Below are 23,388 nucleotides of genomic sequence, written 5' to 3' on the forward strand. Positions count from 1 at the left end.
CTATGACTGTCCTTGCGCACGGCGTGACCCCGTCCGATGCGAACGACGAGTTGACCCGCGACGCCCTCGCGGTCCTCCAGCCCGGCTTCGAGGGCACCACCGCCCCCGCGTGGCTGCTCCGCCAGATCGGCGAAGGGCTCACCGCCGTCGGCCTCTTCGGCCGCAACATCGCCTCGCCCGAGCAGCTCGCCGCGCTCACCGCGCAGCTGCGCGCGGAGCGCGAAGACGTCCTCGTCGCCATCGACGAGGAGGGCGGCGACGTCACCCGCCTGGAGGTCCGGGGCGGTTCCTCCTTCCCCGGCAACCTGGCCCTCGGCGCCGTCGACGACACCGGCCTCACCCGGGACGTCGCCCACGAGCTGGGCCGCCGCCTCGCCGAGTGCGGGGTCAACCTCAACTGGGCGCCGTCCGCCGACGTCAACTCCAACCCGGACAACCCGGTCATCGGCGTCCGGTCCTTCGGCGCCGACACCCACCTCGCCGCCCGCCACACCGCCGCGTACGTCGAGGGCCTCCAGGCCGCCGGCGTCGCCGCGTGCACCAAGCACTTCCCGGGCCACGGCGACACCAACGTGGACTCGCACCACGCGCTGCCGCGCATCGACGTGGACCTGGACACGCTGGTGGCCCGCGAACTGGTCCCGTTCAAGGCGGCCGTCGCGGCCGGCACCAAGGCCGTGATGAGCGCCCACATCCTGGTGCCGGCCCTGGACCCGACCCGCCCGGCCACGCTCAGCCCGCAGATCCTGACCGGCCTGCTGCGCAAGGAGCTCGGCTACGAGGGCCTGATCGTCACCGACGGCATGGAGATGAACGCCATCGCCGGGACGTACGGCATCGAACGCGGCTCGGTCCTCGCCATCGCGGCCGGCGCCGACGCGATCTGCGTCGGCGGCGGGCTCGCGGACGAGGCCACCGTGCTCCGGCTGCAGGGCGCCCTGGTCGCGGCCGTACGGGAGGGCGCGCTCCCGGCGGAGCGGCTCGCCGACGCCGCCGCCCGGGTACGGGCGCTGGCCTCATGGACCCGGCAGGCCCGGGCCGCCGCCGCGCCGGGCGCGCCGCAGGAGGGGAGCGCGCCCGGCATCGGCCTGGCGGCGGCCCGCCGCGCGGTGGCCGTGACGGGCACCGCGGCGCCGGTGACGGCTCCCCTGTACGTCGCCACGCTCGCACCCGTCGCGAACATCGCGGTGGGCGACGAGACCCCGTGGGGCGTGGCCGCGGAACTGGCCGCGCTGGTCCCGGGAACCGCGTCGGGGGTGTTCCCCGAGGGGGCCACGGCCGCCGACGTGCTCGCGGCGGCGGGGGAGCGCACCGTCGTGCTGGTGGCCCGCGACGCGCACCGGCACCCGTGGATGGCCGCGGCTCTGGAGGCGCTGGTCGAGGCCCGCCCGGAGACCGTCGTGGTCGAGATGGGCGTACCGCGGGCCGAGCCCCGCGGGGCGCTGTACATCGCGACGCACGGTGCCTCGCGGGTCTGCGGCAGGGCGGCGGCGGAGCTGATCGCCGGGGCCTGACCAGCCCCGGAGCTCCCGGTCCGCCCCATCCCGTGCCCCCAGGACACCCCGTCCCGGGGGCACGGGCACACCCGGGCCCGTACGGGCTCCGTGCGGTTCGCGGGGTCTGTGGGGGCCCCGGCAGCCGTACGGACGCGCAAGGGCCGGGCCCCCTCGGGGGAGCCCGGCCCTTCGTACGCGTGGGAAGGTGCCGCCTAAAGCCCCTGCCACGCGGGCTTGTTGGCGTACGTGTGCCGGAAGTAGTCCGCGAGCTTCAGCTTCGACGCCGCAGCCTCGTCCACGACGACCGTGGCGTGCCGGTGCAGCTGCAGCGCGGAGGCCGGGACCAGAGCGGACAGCGGGCCCTCGACCGTCTGCGCGACGGCGTCCGCCTTGCCCTCGCCGGTCGCGAGGAGCACCAGGTGGCGGGCGTCGAGGATCGTCCCGATCCCCTGCGTGATGACGTGGTGCGGCACCTGGTCTATGTCGTCGTCGAAGAACCGCGCGTTGTCGACCCGCGTCTGCTCCGTCAGCGTCTTGATCCGGGTGCGCGACGCCAGCGAGGAGCACGGCTCGTTGAAGCCGATGTGCCCGTCCGTGCCGATGCCGAGCAGCTGCAGGTCCACCCCGCCCGCCTCGGCCAGCGCGCGGTCGTACGCCTCGCACGCGGCCACGATGTCCTCGGCGGAGCCGTCCGGCCCCATGAACGAAGCCTCCGACAGGCCCAGCGGCTCCACGACCTCGCGCAGTACGACCGCGCGGTAGGACTCCGGGTGCCCGGCCGGCAGGCCGACGTACTCGTCGAGCTGGCAGATCCGCGCCTTGGAGGCGTCGACCGCACCGGCCTTGACCTTCGCGGCCAGGGCCTCGTAGATGGGCAGCGGGGTAGAGCCGGTCGCCACGCCGAGCAGGGCGTCGGGCTTGCGGCGGACCAGGGCGGCCATGGCCTCCGCGATGAGCTCGCCGCCTGCCTTGGCGTCCGGGACGATGACAACTTCCACGCGGGGCCTGCCGATCTGGAGTGGGACGGTGTGGTATAGACCAATCTAGCAGAGGTGGGCCGCCTCCGGCCGGTCCGCGCCCACTCCCGTTCGCTTCCGTCCACTCCCATCGTCGGCCTCCCCGCCGGGACGTGCAGCCCGGCCCCGCCCGGGGCCGGGACCCGGACGCGCCCGGGCCCCGGCCGAGGTCACGGAGACCGCCGCAGGGCGCGTCTCACAGCAGCGACAGCTGGAGGCCGCCCGTCGCGTCCAGGTGCTGGCCCGTCACCCAGCGGGCGTCCGCCGAGGCCAGGAACGCCACCACGTCGGCGACCTCCTCCGCCGTGCCCACCCGCCCGAAGACGGAGCGGGAGGCCGCGTGCGCCCGCGCCGCCGGGTCCGCCAGCCAGCCCGCGCTGAGATCGGTGTCCGTGATGCCGGGACCCACCGAGTTCACCGTGATCCCGCGCGGGGCCAGTTCGGCGGCGAGCGACCGGGTCAGCGCGTTCACCGCGCCCTTGGCGGTGATGGTGGCCAGGATCGCCGGCAGGGCGATCTCCGGGGTGCCGGTCACGTTCACGATCCGGCCCCCGTCCCGGAGCCGCGCCAGCCCGTGCTTGATCACGAAGAAGGGCGCCTTCGCGTTGAGCGCGTGGACCCGGTCGTACGTCTCCTCGTCGGTGTCCGCGAGGCCGGCGAAGGCGGCGGCGCCCGCGTTGTTCACCAGGATGTCGACCGCGTCGGTGTGCAGCGGGTGCGCCGCGTACGCGGCCCACAGCGCCTGCGCGTCGCCCGGGACCCCGAGTTCGGCCCCGATCGCGAACGCCCGACCGCCCGCCGCCTCGATGGCGGCCACCGTCTCCTGCGCCGCCGCCGCGTTGTGTCCGTAGTGGACGGCGACCAGGGCCCCGTCCCGGGCGAGCCGCTGCGCCACCGCCCGCCCGATGCCCCGGCTGCCGCCCGTGACCAGTGCCGTCTTCCCCTTGAGCACGCCCATGACGCGCCCCCCTTCAGGATTTGCTAGTGATCGCTACAGAAAGGGACCGTACCAGATTCCGTAACGGCCGCTATAGAATCTGCGCATGGTGACCGGACAGCGCGGCAGGCCGCGCTCCTTCGACCGCGACGCCGCCCTCGACAAGGCCATGCTGGCCTTCTGGGAGCGCGGCTACGAAGCGACCTCGATCTCCGACCTGACCGCCTCGCTCGGCATCGGCGCGCCCAGCCTGTACGCCGCCTTCGGCGACAAGCGCAAGCTCTTCGACGAGGTCGTGGCGGTCTACGGCGGCCGGTACACCGACTTCGCGCGCGATGCCCTGGCCGAGGAGCCCACCGCCCGGGCCGGCCTTGCCCGCGTCCTGCGCGAGGCCGCCGAGATCTACACCGACCCGGCCCACCCGCCGGGCTGCCTGGTGATCAGCGCGGCCGTCAACACCACCTCGCAGGAGGTGGCCGAAGCCCTGCGCGAGCGCCGCGAGGCCAACCTGGAGGTGTTCGAGCGCAGGATCCGGTCCGACGTCGCCACCGGCGCCCTGCCCGCCGGTACGGACGCGCAGGCGCTGGCCCGCTACGCGCTGGCGGTGCTCATCGGGATGTCCCAGCAGTCGCGCGACGGCGCGAGCCGGGAAGAACTGGAAGCGGTGGCGGAACTGGCGATGGGGGCCTGGCCGCAGTAGTGCGGGCCGGAGGGGAACGGGCCCCGGGAATTGCGCCGCGGGAATCGCGCCGCGCCATGCGGATTCCTCTGGGCCACGGTGCCGGGTCGGGACCCTCAGCCCGTCCGGCACCGCAGCCCGGAGTACTTACGGCCGGCGGGTGTGCGGTTCCCGGCGGCCGGTGGGAGGTGCCTGCGCGGTCAGGGCAGAGCGCGCCGCTTACCTCGATCCGTCCTCCTGTGCGGGGAGGGCGGAAGCCTAAGGCAATTGTGGACTAGACCAATCTGTTCTGTCCATCCAATGGCGGGCTCTACGATCCCGTCACTTCATCCAACAGTACGCGGCCCGAGTGCTTCCTGGATACTCCTGAGTAGTCGCCGTGGGGAAAGTCATGGCCCATACCCGGGGTACGCTCGGCCCGTGCCCTCCATGAACGACCTCGTACGCCAGCACACCGCTCTCAGTGAAACCGACCTGGAGTGGCTGCACCTGCTGGTCTCGGAGTGGCAGCTGCTCTCCGACCTCTCCTTCGCCGACCTCGTGCTGTGGGTCCCCACCCTCGACGGCACCCGGTACGTCTCGGTCGCACAGATGCGCCCCAACACCGGCCCCACCTCGTACCAGGACGACATGGTCGGCCACCTGGTCCCGCGCGGCCGGCGCCCGCTGCTCGACGCCGCGCTCGACGAGGGCCGGATCGTGCGCGAGGGAGACCCGGAGTGGCGCGAGGAGGTGCCCGTCCGCGTCGAGTCCATCCCGGTGCGCCGCGAGGGCCGGGTACTCGGAGTGATCGCCCGCAATACCAACCTGCTCACTGTGCGTACACCGAGCCGGCTGGAGCTCACCTACCTCCAGTCCGCCTCCGACCTGGCCCAGATGATCGCGGCCGGCTCCTTCCCGTTCCCCGGCCAGCAGGTCGACATGGACGCCTCCCCGCGCGCCGGGGACGGCCTGATGCGGCTCGACGCCGACGGCGTCGTCACGTACGCCTCCCCGAACGCACTGTCCGCCTACCACCGGCTCGGCCTCGCCGCCGACCTCGTCGGACAGCACCTGGGCACCACCACCGCCGAACTCGCCCCCACCCGGGGCCCCGTGGACGAGGCGATCGTCAAGCTCGCCAGCGGCTGGGCCCCGCGCGAGACCGAGGTCGAGGGCAACGGCGGGGTCATCCAGCTGCGCGCCATCCCGCTCAAGCCCAAGGGCGTCCGGATCGGCTCCCTCGTCCTGTGCCGTGATGTGACGGAACTGCGCCGTCGCGAACGCGAATTGATCACCAAGGACGCGACCATCCGGGAGATCCACCACCGGGTGAAGAACAACCTCCAGACCGTGGCCGCCCTCCTGCGGTTGCAGGCCCGCCGGATGGATTCCGAGGGCGGCCGCGAGGCGCTCAACGAGGCCGTGCGCCGGGTGGGTTCGATCGCGATCGTGCACGAGACGCTCTCTCAGAACCTGGACGAGCGCGTCGAGTTCGACGAGATCGCCGACCGCGTGATCGCGATGGTCGCGGAGATCTCGCCGGGCAAGGTGGAGTGCCGGCGCACCGGACGGTTCGGGATCCTGGACGCGGAGGTCGCCACTCCGCTGTCCATGGTGCTGACCGAGATCCTCCAGAACGCCCTGGAGCACGCCTTCACCCAGGGGGAGGGCGGCCGGGTCGAGGTGTCCGCGACCCGCACCGGCTCCGGCCGCGCGGACGGCCGGCTGCTGATCACCGTGCTCGACGACGGCTCGGGTCTGCCCGAGGGCTTCGACCCGCAGCGCGCCGGGAACCTCGGACTCCAGATCGTCCGGACCCTGGTCGAGGGAGAGCTCGGCGGCACGTTCGACATGCTCCGGGTGGAACCGCGCGGCACCAAGGTCGTCCTCGACATCCCCGCCAGCCCGCAGAAGTAACGATCGTTCCGTCACTCAACGTGACGGAGCCTGCGGGGCGCACCCCGGACAGCACTGAGCCCCGGACCGAAAACTTCTCGGTCCGGGGCTCAAGAGCACGTTGCTGAGCGCTGGTGTGGTGTTGCTACGCGCTGCGGCTCGAGGCTCGAAAGTCGATGTCAGGCGGTGGCGTTGCGCGCCCGATTGCGAGCGGCGCGGCGCTTCATCGCGCGGCGCTCGTCCTCGCTGAGACCGCCCCAGACGCCGGAGTCCTGACCGGACTCGAGCGCCCACTGCAGGCACTGCTCCATGACGGGGCAGCGGCGGCAGACGGCCTTGGCTTCCTCGATCTGCAGCAGCGCAGGACCGGTGTTGCCGATGGGGAAGAAGAGTTCCGGGTCTTCCTCGCGGCAAACGGCGTTGTGACGCCAGTCCATGGCTGCTCCATCTCCTTGTATTGCGGGCAGGTTGCTTGTGAATGTGAACGCTTTCACGAATCCCCCCGTGAGGGAAGGGCGACCGCCCAGTTTCCTGGAAGGTCAGTCAGGGACTCGTGGAGGGGTTCTGGCGGTCTGTGTGGGTGCCGGGTGCTGCGGGCTGTCCCGATCGCCATGAAGAGATTCGCAAACCTCGGACGGGGATACAACCCCTTCCGGAAAGTTTTTTTTGATTCGTCGGTGTCTACTAGGTCACAGCCCTACATCGTGAGGGTGGACCGGCGTGTAAACGTTCGAGTGAAAGGACTTTGGGCCCTTCCACTCACACAATCACACGCAGTGCACGGCGTACGCCTGTGAACCGAACGCTGGTGCGCAGACCGAGGTGGTCGCCGTCCATCTGGAACGGAAGCGGAACCTTCGAATGCAAGGTGAAGTCCGTCAGATCGTGCAGAGACACCGCATGCTTGCCGCGCGGACCGCGCTCAGGAGTCGAGGTCAGGAGCTGTGTCGCGTGGCGGGCGACCGTCGGAGTTGACAAACGGTTGAGTGCCAATACGTCAAGCGCAGTATCGAACGACGCCTCCGGGGACGCGTAAATCGGACGATTCCCCAGATACGTCCACGGCGAGGTGTTGCAGACTATCGACAGCACCAGATCCGTGACGGGATCCGCGCCGGGGCGCTCCAGCGTCACCACGCCGTGGCGCCGGTTCGGCTCCTCCCAGAACTGGCGCATCAGCTGTCGTACATACAGAGCGTGCGTCGAACGCTTGCCGCGTTCCCGCTGCTGCTCGACCCGGCCCACCACCCCCGCGTCGAAACCGAAGCCCGCGCAGAACGTGAACCAGCGCGCCGGAACCGACTCGTCCTCCGTGCCCGGCGTGCCGGCCGCCAGCCCCAGGCCCACCGTCCGCTCGCGCTGCTCCCGCAACGCGTCGAGCAGGGCGCCGGTCGCCTCGACCGCGTCGTTGGGCAGTCCGAGCGCGCGGGCGAACACATTGGTCGAGCCGCCGGGGACCACGGCCAGCCGTGGCAGCCGCTCCGGATCGGGCCCGTTGTGCAGCAGTCCGTTGACCACCTCGTTGACCGTGCCGTCGCCGCCGAGCGCCACGACGAGGTCGATGCCGTGCTCGGCCGCCCTGCGGCCCAGGTCCCGGGCGTGCCCGCGGTACTCGGTGGTGACCGCCTCCAGCTTCATCTCGCTGGCCAGGGCGTGGGTGAGGACATCGCGCGTGCGCGCACTGGTGGTCGTTGCTGCTGGATTGGCCACGAGAAGTGCACGCATGACCGCCAGCCTACCGACCCGTACGGATGCGGCCCATACTGCCCGTCCCGTACGGGGCCGCGGGGGCGCGGCTACCCTGCTGGGGTGAGTACGAAGCCCACCCCCGCCCCGGCCCAGCCGACCGCCCCGCTGCCGAGGCGGCTGACCGCCGCCGCCGCGCTGACCGCGCTGGAGGGCCTGGCGCTGGCCGGCCTCGGCGCGTACATGCTGTTCGTGGGCATCGCCGGCGACCCCGACTCCCCGCAGCAGGCCGAGACCGGCGGGGTCACCCTGCTGGTGCTCGCCGCGCTGCCGCTGATCGCGGCCCGCGGGCTGCGACTGGGCCGCCGCTGGAGCCGCGGCCCCGCGCTGATCACCCAGCTGATGGCGCTGCCGGTGGCCTGGACCCTGTACTCCACGGGCGGCGCGATGATCGCCGCCGCGGTGGCGCTTGCCGTGGCCGCGGTGGCCGTCGTGGCCCTGCTGGTGAACCCGACGGCGACCGAGGCGCTGGGAATCGGGCCCGGCGAGCAGACCCGATAGCCCTTACCGTCCCTACTCCTCGACGAGGAGCTTCTCGCGCAGCTGGGCCAGGGTGCGGGCCAGCAGGCGGGAGACGTGCATCTGGGAGATGCCGACCTCCTGCGCGATCTGCGACTGGGTCATGTTGCCGAAGAACCGCAGCAGCAGGATCCGCTTCTCCCGCGGAGGCAGTCCCTCCAGGAGCGGTTTGAGCGACTCGCGGTACTCGACGCCCTCCAGCGCCTCGTCCTCCGCGCCCAGAGTGTCCGCCACCGCCGGCGATTCGTCGTCGGTGTCCGGGACGTCCAGCGAAAGCGTGCTGTAGGCATTGGCTGATTCCAGCCCCTCCAGCACCTCCTCCTCGGAGATCCCGAGCCGTTCCGCGAGCTCGTGGACGGTGGGGGAGCGGCCGTGCTGCTGGGACAGCTCGGCCGTGGCCGTGGTCAGCGAGAGCCGCAGTTCCTGCAGGCGCCGCGGCACGCGCACGGCCCAGCCCTTGTCGCGGAAGTGCCGCTTGATCTCGCCGACCACGGTGGGCGTCGCGTACGTGGAGAATTCGACCCCGCGGTCCGGGTCGAACCGGTCCACCGACTTGATCAGGCCGATGGTGGCGACCTGGGTCAGGTCGTCCAGCGGCTCACCCCGGTTGCGGAACCGCCGGGCGAGGTGCTCGACCAGCGGCAGGTGCATCCGCACGAGCCGGTTGCGCAGCTCCGCCTTCTCCACCGAGCCGTCGGGCAGCGCCCGCAGCTCGATGAACAGGGCCCGCGCGCCACTGCGGTCGCGCGGATCGGGCAGCACGGGAGGCACCGGCAGCAGCGGCGGCTCCGCCTCCGCCTGTGCCCCTACCGGTTCCGGTTCCGTATTCGGGGCCGTGGCAGCGGCCCCGGGTGGTTGTGGGACGTGTGGTTCTTCGTGCTGGTTCTCGCTCATAGGGCCCGCCCGTCGCTCCGCCGAGTCCAAAAAGCCGTCTTCCGCATCCGCGTCAGCCGGGTGCGGCCGGGCGTGCTGCTGCTCCGGGATGCCGCCGTCGACCTCGTGCCGTACCCGGGGCCGATCCCCGCCCCGCACCGGGATCTCCCCGCCGCTCACGCCGGGCCTGGACCCGCGCCGCGCTGTTTGTAGAGGCTGATGCTCACCGTCCGGTCCTCCTCGACCGTGGACTCGACCTTGCCGGCCAGCGCCGACAGGACGGTCCAGGCGAACGTGTCGCGTTCGGGCGCACGCCCGTCCGTGGTCGGTGCGGAGACCGTCACCTCCAGCGAGTCGTCGACCAACCGGAACACGCAGCTGAGGACGGAACCCGGCACGGCCTGTTGAAGCAGGATCGCGCAGGCCTCGTCCACCGCGATGCGGAGGTCCTCGATCTCGTCGAGGGTGAAGTCCAAACGTGCCGCGAGGCCGGCCGTGGCCGTTCGCAGCACAGACAGGTAGGCACCCGCAGCGGGCAGCCGGACTTCCACGAAGTCCTGGGTCCCGGGCTCGCCTGCGATCTGGGACACCCTCACCTCCAAGGTGGTACGAGCTCTGTTCGCCGGTGACGCTATCGCGATCCGGGCGATCGTGTCGCGGCACCCCTCATGGGGCCTGTTCCAGGCACCCCCGCCTACGGCCAGTGACTGATGGTATGCCCTTGGGTACGCACAGTGGCTAGGGGTCTGCGGGCCCAAATCAGGGGAACCGGCGGAGGGTTGACCTACCCCTCCTCAGACGATCGAACCGTCGACGTAACACCACCGCCAGGTCTCGCCCGGCTCGAAGCTCCGCATGACCGGATGGCCGGTGCTCTGGTGGTGCGCGGTGGCGTGCCGGTGCGGGGAGGAATCGCAGCATGCCACGTACCCGCACTCCAGGCACATCCGCAACTGCACCGGGTGGCTGCCGAGCACCAGACATTCGGAGCATGTCAGGGCAGTCGGGACGGGCTCGGGGCGCGGCAGTTCGGCAACGTGGGTGCACTCGCTCATGATTGCCAGCGTACTGACGTACGGGCGCCGCAGGACGACATGGCGATCAGCCACGACGAGCGAGGGTGGATCTTCGATGGAGGTATTGCCGCTGGTGGCGCTGGTGGCTGGCAGTGCGATCGTTGCCGGGGCCGCCCGCTGGACGCGGGTGCCCGCGCCGCTGCTGCTGGTCGCCGCCGGGTTGCTGGCCTCGTACTTCCCGGGCGTGCCTTCGTACGCCCTCGACCCGCACATCGTGCTGCCGCTGCTGCTCCCGCCGCTGCTCTACACGGCCGCGGTGGACAGCTCGTACCTGGACCTGCGGGCGAACATCCGGCCCGTGGCGCTGCTGTCGGTCGGGTACGTGCTCTTCGCGACGGTCGCCGTCGGGTACGCGGCGTACCTGGTGGTGCCGGGGCTGTCGCTGCCGGTGGCGCTGGTGCTGGGCGCGGTGATCGCGCCGCCCGACGCGGTGGCGGCGACGGCGATCGCCCGCAAGCTGGGGCTGCCGAACCGGATCACGACCATCCTGCAGGGCGAGTCCCTGGTGAACGACGCCACCGCGATCACCGCGTACAAGGTGGCACTGGCCGCGGCGGTCGGGGTGAGCGCCGGCTGGGCGGGCGGGATCGCGGAGTTCCTGCTGGCCTCGGTGGGCGGGGTCGGCGTGGGCCTGGTGCTGATGGTGCCGATCCACCACATGCGCAAGCGGCTGCGGGAGCCGCTGCTGCAGAACACGCTGTCGCTGCTGATCCCGTTCGTGGCGTACGCGGCGGCCGAGCGGGTGCACGCCTCGGGCGTGCTGGCGGTCGTCGTGGTGGCGCTGTACCTGGGGCACCGCAACTGGCAGGTCGACTTCGCGACCCGGCTCCAGGAGGAGGCGGTGTGGAAGATGGTCGCCTTCATCCTGGAGTCGGTGGTCTTCGCGCTGATCGGCCTCCAGCTGCCGGTGGTCCTCAAGGGGCTCGCGGAGTACGAGGGCTGGGACGCGGCCTGGTACGCGCTGGCGGTGTTCCTGGCGGTGGTGGTGGCCCGCTTCGTGTGGGTGTTCCCGGCCACCTTCGTACCTCGGCTGTCGAAGCGGGTCCGGACGCGGGAGCCGGACACCAACTGGAAGGCGCCGGTGATCGTGGGCTGGGCCGGGATGCGGGGGGTCGTCTCGCTGGCGATCGCGTTCTCGGTGCCGATCAGCGTGCCGCACCGGAACCTGATCCTGTTCCTGACCTTCACCACGGTGATCGGCACGCTGGTGGTGCAGGGGCTGACGCTGCCGCCGCTGATCCGGCTGCTGCGGCTGCCGCAGCGGGACGCGCAGGCGGAGACCCTGGCGGAGGCCCAGGCCCAGAGCGAGGCCTCGCGCTCGGCGGAGGACCGGCTGGAGGAGCTGCTGGCGGAGCCCGAGAACGCGCTGCCGCCGCCGCTGGCGGAGCGGCTGCGCACGGTGATGGAACGGCGCCGCAACGCGGTCTGGGAGCGGCTGGGCGAGGTCAACCCGGTCACCGGTGAATCGGCGGACGACGTCTACCGCCGTCTGGCGGGGGAGATGATCGCGGCCGAACGCGAGGTCTTCGTGACCCTCCGCGACCACCGCCGCATCGACGACGAAATGCTCCGGAACCTGCTCCGCAGACTGGACCTGGAGGAAGCGGCGGCCTACCGCGAGGACGCGGCCTGATCCCCCGCACGGGGGAGCGGGACCGTCCCGGGAGTGGACGCGCGGGGCAGCGGGGGCCGCGAGGCTCGGTGCATGACACCGATGAACGCAACGGCCGCCGGCTGCCTCGCCGCGGCGGCGGTGGTGACGGCGGCGGCCATGGCCCTGCCCGCGCGGCGACGGGTGTTGCTGTGGGCGGCCTGCGGCCTGTCGGCGGCCGCGGGATGCACGCTGCTGATGGACGTGATCGGGCTGCTGTTCGGGCAGGGGGTGGACAGTCTGCCCGCGGCGGTGGTGCATGCGCTCGGCCTGGCGGGGGCGGTGGCGCTCGCCAGGGCCGCGAGCCGGGGACGGGCCGCGGCCCAGGGACCACCGGGGCGGTGGATCGCGTACGTCGGGGTGCTGAGCTTCCTGCCGTACGTCGCCATGAAGCTGAACTGGGCGCTGGGCGGGTCGTTCGCGGGGATCGACGGGACGGATGTGCTGGAGGCCTCCGAGCGGAACGGGGCGTCGCGGCTGTGGCTCACCCTGGAGCGATGGGGGCTGGACGGCACGGTCCTGATGGCCCTGCTCGGGCTCCTGCTGCTGTTCTGCCTGATCCGGCCGTGGGGGCTGCGCCTGCCGCGATGGCTGCCGCTGACTCCGGCGCTCATCGGCGTGGGCACGCTGGTGCCGTACGGCCTGCTGGGGCTGGCCTACCTGGTGCCGGCCCAACTGGGCGCGCTGCCCGTTCGCCAGGGGGACTTCCACTCCGCCGGCGACGTCCTGTGGGTGGCGTGGATCGGCTACGCGGCCTTCGCGGGCTACGGATTGGCCCTCCTGGCGGCCACCCGCTGGTACTGGCACCGCACGCGCGCCGGGCGGGCTAGGGGGTGTCTCCCTGATCCGTAAGACACCCCCTAGGGGCGGCCGGTGACGACGGCGGTCAGGGTCGTGCCCGGGGGGAAGGCGCCCGACTCCGTGAGGGCGGCCAGGGCCCAGAGCAGCTTGGCCACGTAGATCCGCTCGACCGGGAACCCGTGCCGCTCCTCGAAATCGGCGGCGAACGCGTCGAGCAGTGCGGGGACGCGTGCGTAGCCGCCGTGGTGGAAGCCCTCCGCCAGGCTCCACTCCCCGGCCGGGCCGCCGAAGGCCGCCTCCTGGAGGGAACGTATCTCCGCCCCCAGGAACTCCCCCGCCAGCACGGGCACGCCCAACGCCCGCTGGCCCGGGGCCAGCCCCGCCGCCAGCCCGGCCAGCGTGCCCCCCGTACCGCACGCCACCGCGACCACGTCCGACAGGCCCCGCAGCTCGCGCCCCAGCTCCGCACACCCCTCCAGCGCGAGCGCGTTGCTGCCGCCCTCGGGGACGACGTACGACGAGGCAGCCCCGGCCCCCGCCAGCAGCCGGGCCAGCACCTGCGGCTCCGCCTTGCGGCGGTACTCCGAGCGCGTGACGAAGTGCAGCCGCATCCCGTCCGCCGCGCACCGGGCCAGGGAGTCGTTGAGGGGCCGGCCGGCGAGCTCGTCGCCGCGGACGATCCCGACGGTCTCCATCCCCAGCAGCCGCCCGGCCGCGGCGGTGGCCCGCAGGTGGTTCGAGTAGGCCCCGCCGAAGGTCACGACCCCGGGGAAGCCCTCGTCGACGGCGGCCCGCAGATTCGGCGCGAGCTTGCGCCATTTGTTGCCCGGCAGCTCGGGATGGACCAGATCGTCCCGCTTCACCAGCAGCCGCACCCCGTACCGGCCGAACCGCTCGTCCCGCACCTCCACCACCGGCGAGGCCGGCCGGGGCTGCAGGACGACGCCGGGGTCTGGGGTGTGGTTCACCCGGCCATTGTCCGCCCCGCGCCGTCGGAGGGGAGGCGGAGGTGGACGTACGGGACCGTCGCGCCCGGGAGGACGTAGCGCTCGGATTCCTCGAAGCCGTGGGTGCGGGCGAAGCGCAGGCCGTCCTCGTTGGAGGCCAGGACGATCGTCTCGATCGTGTCGGGGGCGGGGACGAGTGCGTGTGCCTCGGTCAGGCCGTGGGCGTAGAGCGCGGCGCCGAAGCCCTGCCCGCGGCGGGCGGGCAGGATCCGGGCGATCACGGTGGCCACCGACGGGGCGTCGGCCGTGGGCCGGCGTACGGTCATGCAGCCGACGAGCGCGTCGCCGAGGTACGCGACGTCCAGGAGGTGGCGCCCGGCCCGCTCGCGCACCTCGTCGAGGGTGAGGGCGTCCGGGGGAACGATCACGTTGTGGACGTGGCGCCAGTCCTGGAGGGAGGCTTCGTCCGTCACCCGTTCGATTCGGAGATCATCGGTCATCGGGTCAGGGAAGCCCGTGGATCTTCCCGGCGTCAACCCCCTTATTCGAGGCGTTCTCCCACCCGGGCGCGGAACGCGTCCATCGTGAAGCCCTTCGGGTCGATCTTGCCGGGCTGCCATTCGAGGTGGCCGATCACCGAGCGCTCGGTCCAGCCGTGGACCCGGCACACGGCCGCCGCCGCGCGGGCCATGGCATCCAGTTGGACCTCCGGCCAGGGGTCGTGGCCGTCGCCCAGGTTCTCGCACTCGAAGCCGTAGAAGTGCCGGTTGCCGTCGGTGTCCGCGTGGCGGTCCGGCGGGAGCCGCTTCTCCGCGATCACCGCTGCCAGGACGTCCGAGTCGCCCGCCCCGGCGTGGTTGGCACGGCCGTAGCCGACCAGGTGGACCCGGCCGTCCTTGGTGATGACGCCGTGGCAGAGCGGGCCCGGGAGGTCCTCGTCGCCGTCACGGCAGAGCTCGACGGTGAACTTCGTGCCGTGCGTGACGGTGTGGTGGATCATCACCCCGTTCACGGGGCCCCACGGGCCCTTGTGGTTGCGGTTGTGGGTGCGCCAGGCGCCCACCTCGACGACGGTCAGACCCTCGTTCCGCAGTGCGCCGATGAACCGGTCCGCGGACATGGGTGCGGACATGGCCGCCTCCTCTCCGGGTGCGCGGTGGTCACCTTGCGTGTCCACCTCATTGCTCTCCGGTGTAGTGGAGGCCGCCCCTCCGGGCTAGTGCCTTCGTACGGCGAGCGAGCCGATCCGGACACTCGTCCCGACCGGCCCACCCGCCACGGGAGTTACGCGGAGGCCAGCCACAGGTCCGGCCCGAACACCTCGTAGTGGATGTCCGAGGCGGGCACGCCCTTGGCGAGAAGCTGCGCGCGCACGGTCCGCATGAAGGGGAGCGGCCCGCACAGGTAAGCCTTCGTGCCCGGGGCCACCGGTACGTCCGTCAGGTCGAGGCGGCCCTCGCCGTCGCCCGGCTCGGCGGCGGCCTCGTACCAGAAGCGGGCCGAGGCGTCGGCGAGCTTGTGCGTCAGGGCCCGGTGGTCGGCCCGCAGCGCGTGGTCGGCGGGGGAGCGGTCGGCGTGCAGGACGGTCACGGGGGCGGCGTGCCCGGTGTCGGCCAGGTGCTCCAGCATCGACAGCATCGGGGTGCAGCCGATCCCGGCCGAGGCGAGCAGGACCGGCGCGGCGGAGTCCCGCAGGACGAGGTCGCCGTACGGGGCCGAGACCCGCAGGGTGTCGCCGGTCGCGATCCGGGCGTGGAGGTGGTTCGAGACCTCGCCGTCGGGGCCTGCGGCCGCCGCGCCGTGGATCCGCTTGACGGTGATCGAGCGGACCGGGGAGCCGGGTGCGCCGGACAGGCTGTACTGGCGTATCTGGCGCGCTCCGTCCGGCAGTTCGACCTGGACCGAGACGTACTGGCCGGGCTTGAAGGAGGGGGCCGGGGCGCCGTCCGCCGGGGCCAGGTGGAAGGTGGTGCAGTCCGCGGTCTCCTCGACGCGGGCGGTGACCGTCCAGGTGCGCCAGACGTCGCCGGCCAGTACCTGCTGCTCGGCGTAGAGCCGTTCCTCGATGGCGATCAGGGCGTTGGCCATCAGCCAGTAGACCTCGTCCCAGGCCTCGGCCACCTCGGGGGTGACGGCCTCGCCGAGGATCTCGGCGATCGCCTGGAAGAGGTGGTGGTGGACGACGGGGTACTGCTCGCGGGTGACGCCGAGGGAGGCGTGCTTGTGGGCGATCCGGTGCAGCATCACGTCGGGGCGGGTGTCCGGGTGGGCGACGAGGTGGGTGGCGAAGGCCGCGATGGAGCCGGCGAGGGCCTGGTTCTGGAGGCCGGCGCTCTGGTTGCCGCGGTTGAACAGGTCGCGGAGCAGCTCGGGGTGGGCCGCGAACAGCTTCGTGTAGAAGAGGTCCGCGATGTCGCCGATGGCCGCGCCGACGGCGGGCAGGGTGGCGCGTACGATCTCGGTCGACTTCTCGGACAGCATGGGGGAGCTCCTCTTCGCGTCGGGTACGTCTGCGTCAAGTAATAGGTATTCAGGATGCTTATTTTTGGGTGTGGGTACACCTGTTCGGGCCGTTGATGTCAGGTGTCGGGAACCGGCCGGCCGGCCCCCGGGGTTCAGGGGCTCGCGGTCCGCCCCGGCGGTCCGCCCGCGATGCCCAGCAGCACCGGGCCGGTCGGCGCCGCGACCAGGTCGTCCACCGTCAGCGGGTCCAGTGCGGCGAAGAAGGCCTCCTGGGCCCGGCGCAGCGCGCCCCGCAGGACGCAGGCCCCGCGCAGCGGGCAGGGGGTGGCGCCTTCGCAGTCCACGACGTCCCCCGCGCCCTCCAGCTCGCGGACCACCCCGCCCACCGAGGCCGCCCGGCCGGCGGCGGTCAGCGCGAGTCCGCCGCCGCGGCCGCGCCGCGCCTCGACCAGGCCGAGGTGCTGCAGCCGGGCGACCACTTTCGCCGTGTGCGTGTACGGGACCTCCATGGTCGCCGCCACGTCGCGCGTGGTGGGGAGGTCCGCGTCCGCGACGGCGAGACGCATCAGGACGCGCAGGGCCAGGTCGGTGAATCGGGTCAACCGCATGACCCCACCCTAGAAAACTCGCATCTGTCATGCAAATTAAAGCCGCCCCGGCCCCGCTCCGAAATCCGGGGTGGCTGGAACCAGTGGGATGGAACGGGCCTCGCGTGAAGGAGGTGAACTCCAAAGAGTGCCCACGCCCGGACGGAGTAGTCCCACCCTTTTGTGTAATGGTCCCACCACGTTCCGTACTGGAAGGCTGCATCCCGCAGATCCATGGAGTGATCGAAAGGGATACACATGTCGGTCCAGGCAGGTTCCGAATCCGAGGCCCAGACCCCGCAGAGGAGTCTTGCGACCTCGGCCGCGCGGAACTTGGCAACCACGACCAAGTCCGCGCCGCAGATGCAGGAGATCACCTCCCGGTGGCTCCTGAAGATGCTCCCGTGGGTGTCCGTACAGGGCGGCACGTACCGGGTCAACCGGCGGCTGAGCTACTCGGTCGGCGACGGACGCGTGGAGTTCATCAAGACCGGGACCCAGGTCCAGGTCATCCCGGCCGAACTCGGCGAACTCCCGCTGCTGCGCACCTACGAGGACCTGGACGTGCTCACCGAGCTCGCCCAGCGGTGCCGGCAGATCGACTTCGAGGCCGGTCAGGAGCTGACCTCCTTCGGCAGCGCCTGCGACAACGTGTTCCTGCTGGCGCACGGCCGCATCGAGCAGATCGGCCCCGGCCCGTACGGGGACGACGCCGTCCTGCGCACCGTCGCCGACGGCGCCTACTTCGGCGAGGACTCCCTCGTCGACGAGGAGGCGATCTGGGAGTACACCGCCCGGGCCGTCACCTCCGGCACCGCGCTCGTCCTCTCCCGCCAGGACTTCCGGCTGCTCGCCGACCGGGTCGACTCGCTGCGCGCCCACGTGGAGGCCCAGCGCTCCCTGCCCGCCCAGCGCGCCAACCAGTACGGCGAGGCCGCGATCGACCTCTCCGCCGGTCACCACGGCGAGGCGGTCCTCCCCGGCACCTTCGTGGACTACGAGGCCAGGCCGCGCGAGTACGAGCTCTCCATTGCACAAACGGTCCTGCGGGTGCACACGCGCGTCGCCGACCTCTACAACCAGCCGATGAACCAGACCGAGCAGCAGTTGCGGCTCACGGTCGAGGCGCTGCGCGAGCGCCAGGAGCACGAGATGCTCAACAACCCGGAGTTCGGCCTGCTCCACAACGCCGAGTACGACCAGCGCATCCAGCCGCACGACGGCGGGCCCGGCCCCGACGACCTGGACCAGCTGCTCAGCATGCGGCGCGGCTCCGACATGTTCCTCGCCCACCCCCAGGCCATCGCCGCCTTCGGCCGCGAGTGCAACAAGCGCGGCCTGGTCCCGGAGACCATCGACGTCGGCGGCCACCGCATGACGACCTGGCGCGGCGTGCCGCTCTTCCCGTGCAACAAGATCCCGATCAGCGACGCGCGGACGACGTCCATCCTCTGCATGCGCACCGGCGAGGACGAGTCCGGTGTCATCGGCCTCCACCAGCCCGGCATCCCGGACGAGATCGAGCCGAGCATGTCGGTGCGCTTCATGGGCATCAGCGAGCAGGCGATCATCTCGTACCTGGTCACCGCGTACTTCTCCGCCGCGGTGCTGGTGCCGGACGCGCTCGGCATCCTGGAGAACGTCGAGATCGCCCGCTGGCGCTGAGCGGCCGGCCGAGCGGGACGACCGGGGATCGGGGACACGCCATGGGCACCACTGAGGCCATCACGACCGGCGAGGGGCACGAGGCCGCGGCCCTGCTGGAGCGGACAAGAGAAACGGTCAACCCGGAACTGCGCCGCACGGTCGAGAGCCTGCCCGGCTCGATGCGGCGCGTGGCGATGTACCACTTCGGCTGGGAGCAGGCTGACGGCACCCCGGCCGCGGGCAACGCGGGCAAGGCCATCCGGCCCGCCCTCGTGCTCGCCGCGGCCCGGGCCCTGCGGGGCGGCCGGGACGAGAAGGAGGCCGAGGGCGCCGTACGGGCGGCGGTGGCCGTGGAGCTGGCGCACAACTTCACGCTGCTGCACGACGACGTCATCGACAAGGACACGAAGCGCCGGGGCAGGCCCACCGCCTGGACCGTGTTCGGGATACCGGACGCGATCATCACCGGCGACGCCATGATGGCGCTCGCGCTGCGGCTGCTGGCGGAGGACCCGCACCCCGCCTCGGCGGCGGCCTCGGCGCGGCTCGCGACCTGCGTCATCGAGCTGTGCGCCGGCCAGCAGGCGGACTGCGCGTTCGAGCAGCGCCCGTACGTCTCGCTCGACGAGTGCCTGACCATGGCGACGGCCAAGACGGGGGCCCTGCTGGGCTGCGCCTGCGCGCTCGGCGCGCTCTACGCGGGCGCCGGCCCGGACGAGGTCGACGCGATGGACGCGTTCGGGCGGGAGGCCGGGCTGGCCTTCCAGCTGATCGACGACCTGATCGGCATCTGGGGGGATCCGGGGCACACCGGCAAGCCCGCCGGGGCCGATCTGATCGCCCGCAAGAAGTCCCTCCCGGTCGTGGCCGCCCTCACCTCGGGGACCACCGCCGGCGAGGAGCTGGCGGCCCTGTACGCGGGGCCCATGACCGCGGACGACGTACGAAGGGCCGCCGAGGCGGTGGACCGGGCCGGCGGGCGCGACTGGGCGCAGGCCCATGCCGCGGACCGGATGGGCCGGGCGGTGCAGCTGCTGTCCCGGGCCGTGCCGGACCTCGGGGCGGCGGGCGGGCTGCTGGCGCTGGCGGAGTTCGTGACGCGGCGTACGCGGTGAGCCCGTAGCGCGGGGTGGACGGTCGCACGCAAGCCCTGTTCCGGCACTGCATGGTGCCGGAACGGGGCTTTCCGCTGTTCCGGGCCAACTCTAGGATCGCTCGCGGTAGTTGAAACGTGAGCGAAGGGTGTGACCAGTGGCGCTGGAGATACGTCAGGCAGACCAGGCGGACCGGGATGCGGTGGCCCGCCTCCTCGACGAGGCCTTCCGCACCGACCCGGTGAGCAGCTGGGTCTTCCCGGATCCGGCGCACCGGGCCGCCGTGCACGGCAGGTTCCTGGGCGTCTTCGTGGACGTGGCACTGGAGGAGGGCCGGATCGACTACGCGGTGGACGGCTCGGCGGCCGCCCTGTGGCTGCGGGTCCCGGCGGGGGAGCCGGAGGGGGAAGCCGCCGAGGACGACGTCCCGGCGAGGATGCGGGAGGCCGCCGACCCCGACAACGAGCGGTGCGAGCTGGTCGGCCGGCTGACGGGCGAGGTCCACCCGACCGCCGAGGAGCACGAGTACCTGCTGATGATCGCGGTCGCCCCGGACCGCCAGGGCGAGGGGCTCGGGACCGAGCTGATGCGGCCGGTGCTGGAGCGGTGCGACCGCGAGGGCGTGCCGGCGTACCTGGAGGCGAGCAGCGAGCGCAGCAGGGGGCTGTACGAACGGCTCGGCTGGGAGTTCACGGGCGAGGCGGTGCGCCTGCCGGAGGGGCCGCTGATGTGGCCGATGTGGCGCAAGCCGCAGGGGACGGCGTAATCGCCCTCGCGACGTCGGGTGCCGGAGCCGCCGAACGCGCGGAACCGGCCTACCGTGGAGGTATGGCCGGTGAACAGCACCAACAGCAGGGTGGGCGCCACCCGGGGCCGCATGACGTGGTGGCCCCGCAGGCCGGGCACGATCAGCTCGCGTGCCCGGTCTGCGGTCGCTCCGTCGACACCCTCGTACGGCGGCGCAAGGCGCTCGGGATCTTCATCCCGGAGTGGGTGCCGGGTCCCTGCAAGAACCCGGACTGCCCCGAGTACGAAGCCGAGGTGGGCAAACTGCCCGAGCTCTAGCTAGCTTTTCGTCCCCAGGCCCGACGCGGCCAGCCCGTTGACCCACAGCTGGTTCACGCGGGAGCGCTCCGTGCTGTTCGGGTAGGGGTTCTGGCAGGAGGTGCCGGGGCCGCCGCCCGACATCAGCTCGGAGCAGGGGCCCGAGTAGTGGTCCGGCAGGCCGAGCACGTGTCCGGTCTCGTGCGCGGTCACCCGGGTGGAGTTGTACTGCTGGTTCTGCCGGTAGTCGAGGAAGATGTAGCCCCGGCCGTGGCCGTCCGTGCTCGCGTACGAACCGCGCGAGTCGTTGCCCTCGTAGTACGAGAAGTTCCCGCCGGAGGAGACCTCCTGGAGCTTCACGTTCGAGACCGAGCTGTTCCATATCTGGGTGGAGCTGGCTATCTGGCTGCGGAAGCTGGGCGCGTTGCGCGTGTTGTACGTGACGGTCACCGCGAGGACGCCCGGGTTCGCGGCGCGCTGCTCGGCGACCGAGCGCTGCACGGCCTCGAAGAAGGCGCGGTTCGCGTCCTGGTTCTCCTGCGAGCGCTCGTACGCCGAGTAGGTCGCGGCGTTGCCGACGGGGGCGGGGGCGGGGGCGGCGCTGGCGGTGGGGACGGCGCCGAGCGCGGCGGCGAAGCCGAGGCCGATGGTGGCGGCCAGGACGGCCTTTCGGGACGTACGGGAGTGGCGCATGTGGGGGGCTCCTACTCATCCGGTGCGGGGGGTGGGTCGTTCGGTACCGGAGTCTGCGGGAGCGGGAGCGGCCGGCGGATGATGTCAGACACCGATAGCGCGGCCCTATCGGGAAGATTTCGGAAGGTCAACTTCCGTGAGAATGGCGGGATTCGATGGGGTATCAGTGGCTGGTGCGGTCCGCTGGGACCGGCCTACTCTCGGGTCATGGAGCTCGAGGTGAGGCACCTGCGCGCACTGTGCGCCATTGCCGACGCCGGCAGTCTGCACAAAGCCGCGCGGCAGCTCGGCGTGAGCCAGCCCTCCCTGACGACCCAGCTGCGGCGCATCGAACGCGCCCTGGACGGCGAGCTGTTCCTGCGTGAGCGCACCGGCTGCCGGCCCACCCCTTTCGGCCGCAGCGTCCTGGGCCGGGCCCGTCCGCTGCTGGCCGAGATGGCCGCGCTCGTCGCCGAGGCGAGGGCGCTGGCCCGCGGGCCCCGGCTGAACATCGGCTCCACCGCCAGCCGCGCGATACCGGGGTGGCTGCGCCGGATCCACCGCCGGATGCCGGACACCGAGACCTCGCTGGTGGTGGACGTCTCCGCCAACGCCCTGCTGCGGATGGTGGCTTCGGGGCAGCTGGACGTGGCGTTCGTCCACGAGGTGGAGGGCTGTCCGCTGCGGGTGCCGGCCGGGCTGGAGCTGCGGATCCTGATGGAGCGCGAGCCGCAGTTCGTGTCGATGTCCCGGGACCATCCGGCGGCGCGCCGGCCGGTGGTCGAGTTACAGGACCTGGCGGCCGACCGGTGGACGGTCGACCCCTCCGTGGACGGCGAATGGGACGGCCTGCGCCGGGTGTTCGCCGGGGCCGGCCTGGACCCGCCGGTACTGCACGCCGACTACCACACCGCGACCTCGCTGATCGTCTCCGGCGAGGCGGTGGCCCCCTGCCAGCCGACGTCGGGGCCGCGCGACGACATGGCGATACGTCCGCTGTCCGGCGATCCCCTGGCGGTCCGGCTGCTGCTGGCCACCCGCCCGGGCGCCCACGCCGAGGTCTTCGAGGACCTCCGCGCCGCCTACCGCGAGGCCGCCCTGCGCACACCCCCTTACCGCGCCTGGCTTCACCACCACGAAAGCCCCCTCCTGGCGGCGTAGCCGCGATACAACGCGACAACCGGCCCCGCCGCCCGTTCGAGGCGCGGGGCCGCTGACGGCTGCCCTGCCGCAAGGTCGAGGCTTGACTTCGGGAATCCGCGATATATCGTGTTCATCAGAAGACGCGATATGTTGCGTGCCGAGTCCGTACGCCGAGGAGGATCAGCACCATGGCAGAGCAGAAGACGTGGTCGGTCGCCGAACCGCAGAAGCTCACCTTCGAGGAGCCGGTGACCGAGCTCCGCGTCCGTGTCGTGGGCGGCACGGTGAACGTCGTCGCCGACGAGGGTCCGGCCCGGCTGGAGGTGGCCGCGGTCGACGGGCCGCCGCTGTACGTCGTGCAGGAGGGCGGCACCCTCACCGTCTCCTACGAGGACCTCCCCTGGAACGGCTCCCAGGGCTTCAAGGAGTGGCTGGAGGGCAAGCCCTGGAAGTCCTGGACCCGCACGGGTCTGGGCCGCAAGTCCTGGGAGCGCAGCGCCACCGTCACCCTCACCGTCCCCGCCGCCACCCGCGTACAGCTCGCGGCCGTCGGCGCCGCCGCGGTCGTCTCCGGCATCGCCGCCGGCACCGACGTCCACGGGGTCTCCGGCGACGTCACGCTGGTCGGCCTGTCCGGCAAGGTCACCGCGAACACCGTCTCCGGCGGCGTCGAGGCCCAGTCCGTCACCGGCGAGCTCGGCTTCCACTCCGTCTCCGGCGGTCTGACCGTCGTCGACGGCGCGGGCGGCAGCGTACGGGCCGACTCGGTCAGCGGTGACATGCTCATCGACCTCGCCCTCGACCCGGCCGCCCCGCGCCCCGTGGACATCTCCCTGAACTCCGTCTCCGGGCAGGTCGCCATCCGCCTCCCGCACCCCGCCGACGCGAGGGTGGAGGCCAATACGGCCACCGGCGGCGTCTCCAACGCCTTCGAGGACCTGCTCGTCTCCGGCCACTTCGCCGCCAAGCGCATCGCCGGCACGCTCGGCGCGGGCACCGGCACCCTGCGGGCCACCACGGTCTCGGGTTCCATCGCCCTGCTGCGCCGCCCGGCCGCCGACGCCCCGTCCGACGAAGGCTCCGCCGCCCCCCTCGTGCTCGACAAGAAGGTGCTCTGAC

The 23,388-nt window shown here is 72.2% G+C and carries 25 protein-coding genes; 12 read left to right on the forward strand and 13 right to left on the reverse strand.

The window, feature by feature from the left end:
- Positions 1 to 2: 2 nt before the first annotated feature.
- Entirely contained in the window at positions 3 to 1,514 is a 1,512-nt protein-coding gene (locus tag OG509_RS25110) for a glycoside hydrolase family 3 protein (protein WP_406184744.1), read from the forward strand.
- A gap of 194 nt (positions 1,515 to 1,708) precedes the next feature.
- On the opposite strand, the gene nagB is transcribed toward OG509_RS25110, so the two are convergent.
- The gene (nagB, locus tag OG509_RS25115; RefSeq protein ID WP_406184745.1) at positions 1,709 to 2,494 is read right to left on the reverse strand and encodes a glucosamine-6-phosphate deaminase; all 786 of its coding nucleotides are present in this window, start codon (positions 2,492 to 2,494) and stop codon (positions 1,709 to 1,711) included.
- Between the two features lie 214 nt (positions 2,495 to 2,708).
- A complete protein-coding gene (locus OG509_RS25120) occupies positions 2,709 to 3,470 on the reverse strand; it encodes an SDR family oxidoreductase (RefSeq protein WP_387282803.1) in 762 nt (253 codons plus the stop codon).
- An 85-nt stretch (positions 3,471 to 3,555) separates the two neighbouring features.
- On the opposite strand from OG509_RS25120, the gene OG509_RS25125 reads away from it, so the two are divergent.
- Both OG509_RS25125 and OG509_RS25130 read left to right on the forward strand, forming a co-directional pair.
- The gene (locus tag OG509_RS25125) at positions 3,556 to 4,149 is read left to right on the forward strand and encodes a TetR/AcrR family transcriptional regulator (protein ID WP_406184747.1); all 594 of its coding nucleotides are present in this window, start codon (positions 3,556 to 3,558) and stop codon (positions 4,147 to 4,149) included.
- A gap of 408 nt (positions 4,150 to 4,557) precedes the next feature.
- The gene (locus OG509_RS25130; RefSeq protein WP_385579445.1) at positions 4,558 to 6,027 is read left to right on the forward strand and encodes a sensor histidine kinase; all 1,470 of its coding nucleotides are present in this window, start codon (positions 4,558 to 4,560) and stop codon (positions 6,025 to 6,027) included.
- Between the two features lie 158 nt (positions 6,028 to 6,185).
- Here the strand turns inward: OG509_RS25130 and OG509_RS25135 are convergent, their stop codons facing one another.
- The gene (locus OG509_RS25135) at positions 6,186 to 6,443 is read right to left on the reverse strand and encodes a WhiB family transcriptional regulator (protein WP_004937597.1); all 258 of its coding nucleotides are present in this window, start codon (positions 6,441 to 6,443) and stop codon (positions 6,186 to 6,188) included.
- 322 nt (positions 6,444 to 6,765) lie between these two features.
- Positions 6,766 to 7,731: a diacylglycerol/lipid kinase family protein gene (locus OG509_RS25140; RefSeq protein WP_406184748.1), complete on the reverse strand. Its 966-nt coding sequence runs from the start codon at positions 7,729 to 7,731 to the stop codon at positions 6,766 to 6,768.
- 84 nt (positions 7,732 to 7,815) lie between these two features.
- Between OG509_RS25140 and OG509_RS25145 the strand changes: the two genes are divergently transcribed.
- Entirely contained in the window at positions 7,816 to 8,253 is a 438-nt protein-coding gene (locus OG509_RS25145; RefSeq protein ID WP_030153597.1) for a hypothetical protein, read from the forward strand.
- 12 nt (positions 8,254 to 8,265) lie between these two features.
- Here OG509_RS25145 and OG509_RS25150 read toward each other — a convergent pair whose 3' ends face one another.
- The 3 genes from OG509_RS25150 to OG509_RS25160 all read right to left on the reverse strand — a co-directional run bounded on the left by OG509_RS25150 (position 8,266) and on the right by OG509_RS25160 (position 10,199).
- Positions 8,266 to 9,324 (reverse strand): RNA polymerase sigma factor SigF, encoded by a 1,059-nt coding sequence (locus tag OG509_RS25150; protein WP_406184750.1) that lies wholly within the window; start codon positions 9,322 to 9,324, stop codon positions 8,266 to 8,268.
- Positions 9,321 to 9,734, reverse strand: a complete 414-nt coding sequence (locus OG509_RS25155) for an anti-sigma regulatory factor (protein WP_030153599.1) — start codon at positions 9,732 to 9,734, stop codon at positions 9,321 to 9,323. Before OG509_RS25155 ends, OG509_RS25150 begins: the two co-directional genes overlap by 4 nt.
- Before the next feature lie 204 nt (positions 9,735 to 9,938).
- The gene (locus OG509_RS25160; RefSeq protein ID WP_403724795.1) at positions 9,939 to 10,199 is read right to left on the reverse strand and encodes a UBP-type zinc finger domain-containing protein; all 261 of its coding nucleotides are present in this window, start codon (positions 10,197 to 10,199) and stop codon (positions 9,939 to 9,941) included.
- Positions 10,200 to 10,275: 76 nt separating this feature from the next.
- On the opposite strand from OG509_RS25160, the gene OG509_RS25165 reads away from it, so the two are divergent.
- Entirely contained in the window at positions 10,276 to 11,853 is a 1,578-nt protein-coding gene (locus tag OG509_RS25165) for a Na+/H+ antiporter (protein ID WP_406184752.1), read from the forward strand.
- Between the two features lie 72 nt (positions 11,854 to 11,925).
- Positions 11,926 to 12,723 carry a hypothetical protein gene (locus OG509_RS25170; protein ID WP_406184753.1) on the forward strand — a complete coding sequence of 266 codons (798 nt, stop codon included), beginning with the start codon at positions 11,926 to 11,928 and terminating at the stop codon, positions 12,721 to 12,723.
- 8 nt (positions 12,724 to 12,731) lie between these two features.
- Here the strand turns inward: OG509_RS25170 and OG509_RS25175 are convergent, their stop codons facing one another.
- From OG509_RS25175 to OG509_RS25195, 5 genes are all read right to left on the reverse strand, one after another.
- A complete protein-coding gene (locus tag OG509_RS25175; protein ID WP_406184754.1) occupies positions 12,732 to 13,640 on the reverse strand; it encodes a 1-aminocyclopropane-1-carboxylate deaminase/D-cysteine desulfhydrase in 909 nt (302 codons plus the stop codon).
- Positions 13,637 to 14,119, reverse strand: a complete 483-nt coding sequence (locus OG509_RS25180) for a GNAT family N-acetyltransferase (protein WP_406184755.1) — start codon at positions 14,117 to 14,119, stop codon at positions 13,637 to 13,639. Before OG509_RS25180 ends, OG509_RS25175 begins: the two co-directional genes overlap by 4 nt.
- Before the next feature lie 41 nt (positions 14,120 to 14,160).
- On the reverse strand, positions 14,161 to 14,751 hold the full coding sequence (locus tag OG509_RS25185) for an N-acetylmuramoyl-L-alanine amidase (RefSeq protein ID WP_406184756.1): 591 nt from the start codon (positions 14,749 to 14,751) through the stop codon (positions 14,161 to 14,163).
- Positions 14,752 to 14,903: 152 nt separating this feature from the next.
- The gene (locus OG509_RS25190) at positions 14,904 to 16,100 is read right to left on the reverse strand and encodes a globin domain-containing protein (protein ID WP_406184757.1); all 1,197 of its coding nucleotides are present in this window, start codon (positions 16,098 to 16,100) and stop codon (positions 14,904 to 14,906) included.
- Between the two features lie 134 nt (positions 16,101 to 16,234).
- Positions 16,235 to 16,690, reverse strand: coding sequence for an RrF2 family transcriptional regulator (locus OG509_RS25195; RefSeq protein WP_406184758.1), 456 nt, complete (start codon positions 16,688 to 16,690; stop codon positions 16,235 to 16,237).
- A 237-nt stretch (positions 16,691 to 16,927) separates the two neighbouring features.
- Between OG509_RS25195 and OG509_RS25200 the strand changes: the two genes are divergently transcribed.
- The 4 genes from OG509_RS25200 to OG509_RS25215 all read left to right on the forward strand — a co-directional run bounded on the left by OG509_RS25200 (position 16,928) and on the right by OG509_RS25215 (position 20,475).
- Entirely contained in the window at positions 16,928 to 18,334 is a 1,407-nt protein-coding gene (locus OG509_RS25200; protein WP_406184759.1) for a family 2B encapsulin nanocompartment shell protein, read from the forward strand.
- 41 nt (positions 18,335 to 18,375) lie between these two features.
- On the forward strand, positions 18,376 to 19,431 hold the full coding sequence (locus tag OG509_RS25205; protein ID WP_406184761.1) for a family 2 encapsulin nanocompartment cargo protein polyprenyl transferase: 1,056 nt from the start codon (positions 18,376 to 18,378) through the stop codon (positions 19,429 to 19,431).
- Positions 19,432 to 19,567: 136 nt separating this feature from the next.
- Positions 19,568 to 20,176, forward strand: a complete 609-nt coding sequence (locus OG509_RS25210) for a GNAT family N-acetyltransferase (protein ID WP_406184763.1) — start codon at positions 19,568 to 19,570, stop codon at positions 20,174 to 20,176.
- A gap of 62 nt (positions 20,177 to 20,238) precedes the next feature.
- Positions 20,239 to 20,475: a hypothetical protein gene (locus tag OG509_RS25215; RefSeq protein ID WP_385579331.1), complete on the forward strand. Its 237-nt coding sequence runs from the start codon at positions 20,239 to 20,241 to the stop codon at positions 20,473 to 20,475.
- Here the strand turns inward: OG509_RS25215 and snpA are convergent, their stop codons facing one another.
- Complete coding sequence (gene snpA, locus OG509_RS25220; protein WP_406184764.1) at positions 20,476 to 21,147, reverse strand: snapalysin; 672 nt, start codon at positions 21,145 to 21,147, stop codon at positions 20,476 to 20,478.
- Between the two features lie 207 nt (positions 21,148 to 21,354).
- Between snpA and OG509_RS25225 the strand changes: the two genes are divergently transcribed.
- Positions 21,355 to 22,287, forward strand: coding sequence for a LysR substrate-binding domain-containing protein (locus OG509_RS25225; protein WP_385579326.1), 933 nt, complete (start codon positions 21,355 to 21,357; stop codon positions 22,285 to 22,287).
- A gap of 170 nt (positions 22,288 to 22,457) precedes the next feature.
- Positions 22,458 to 23,387, forward strand: coding sequence for a DUF4097 family beta strand repeat-containing protein (locus OG509_RS25230; protein ID WP_406184765.1), 930 nt, complete (start codon positions 22,458 to 22,460; stop codon positions 23,385 to 23,387).
- Position 23,388: the final 1 nt, after the last annotated feature.

The sequence above is a fragment of the Streptomyces sp. NBC_01006 genome, assembly GCF_045162725.1.
In the GTDB taxonomy this organism is placed as follows: domain Bacteria; phylum Actinomycetota; class Actinomycetes; order Streptomycetales; family Streptomycetaceae; genus Streptomyces.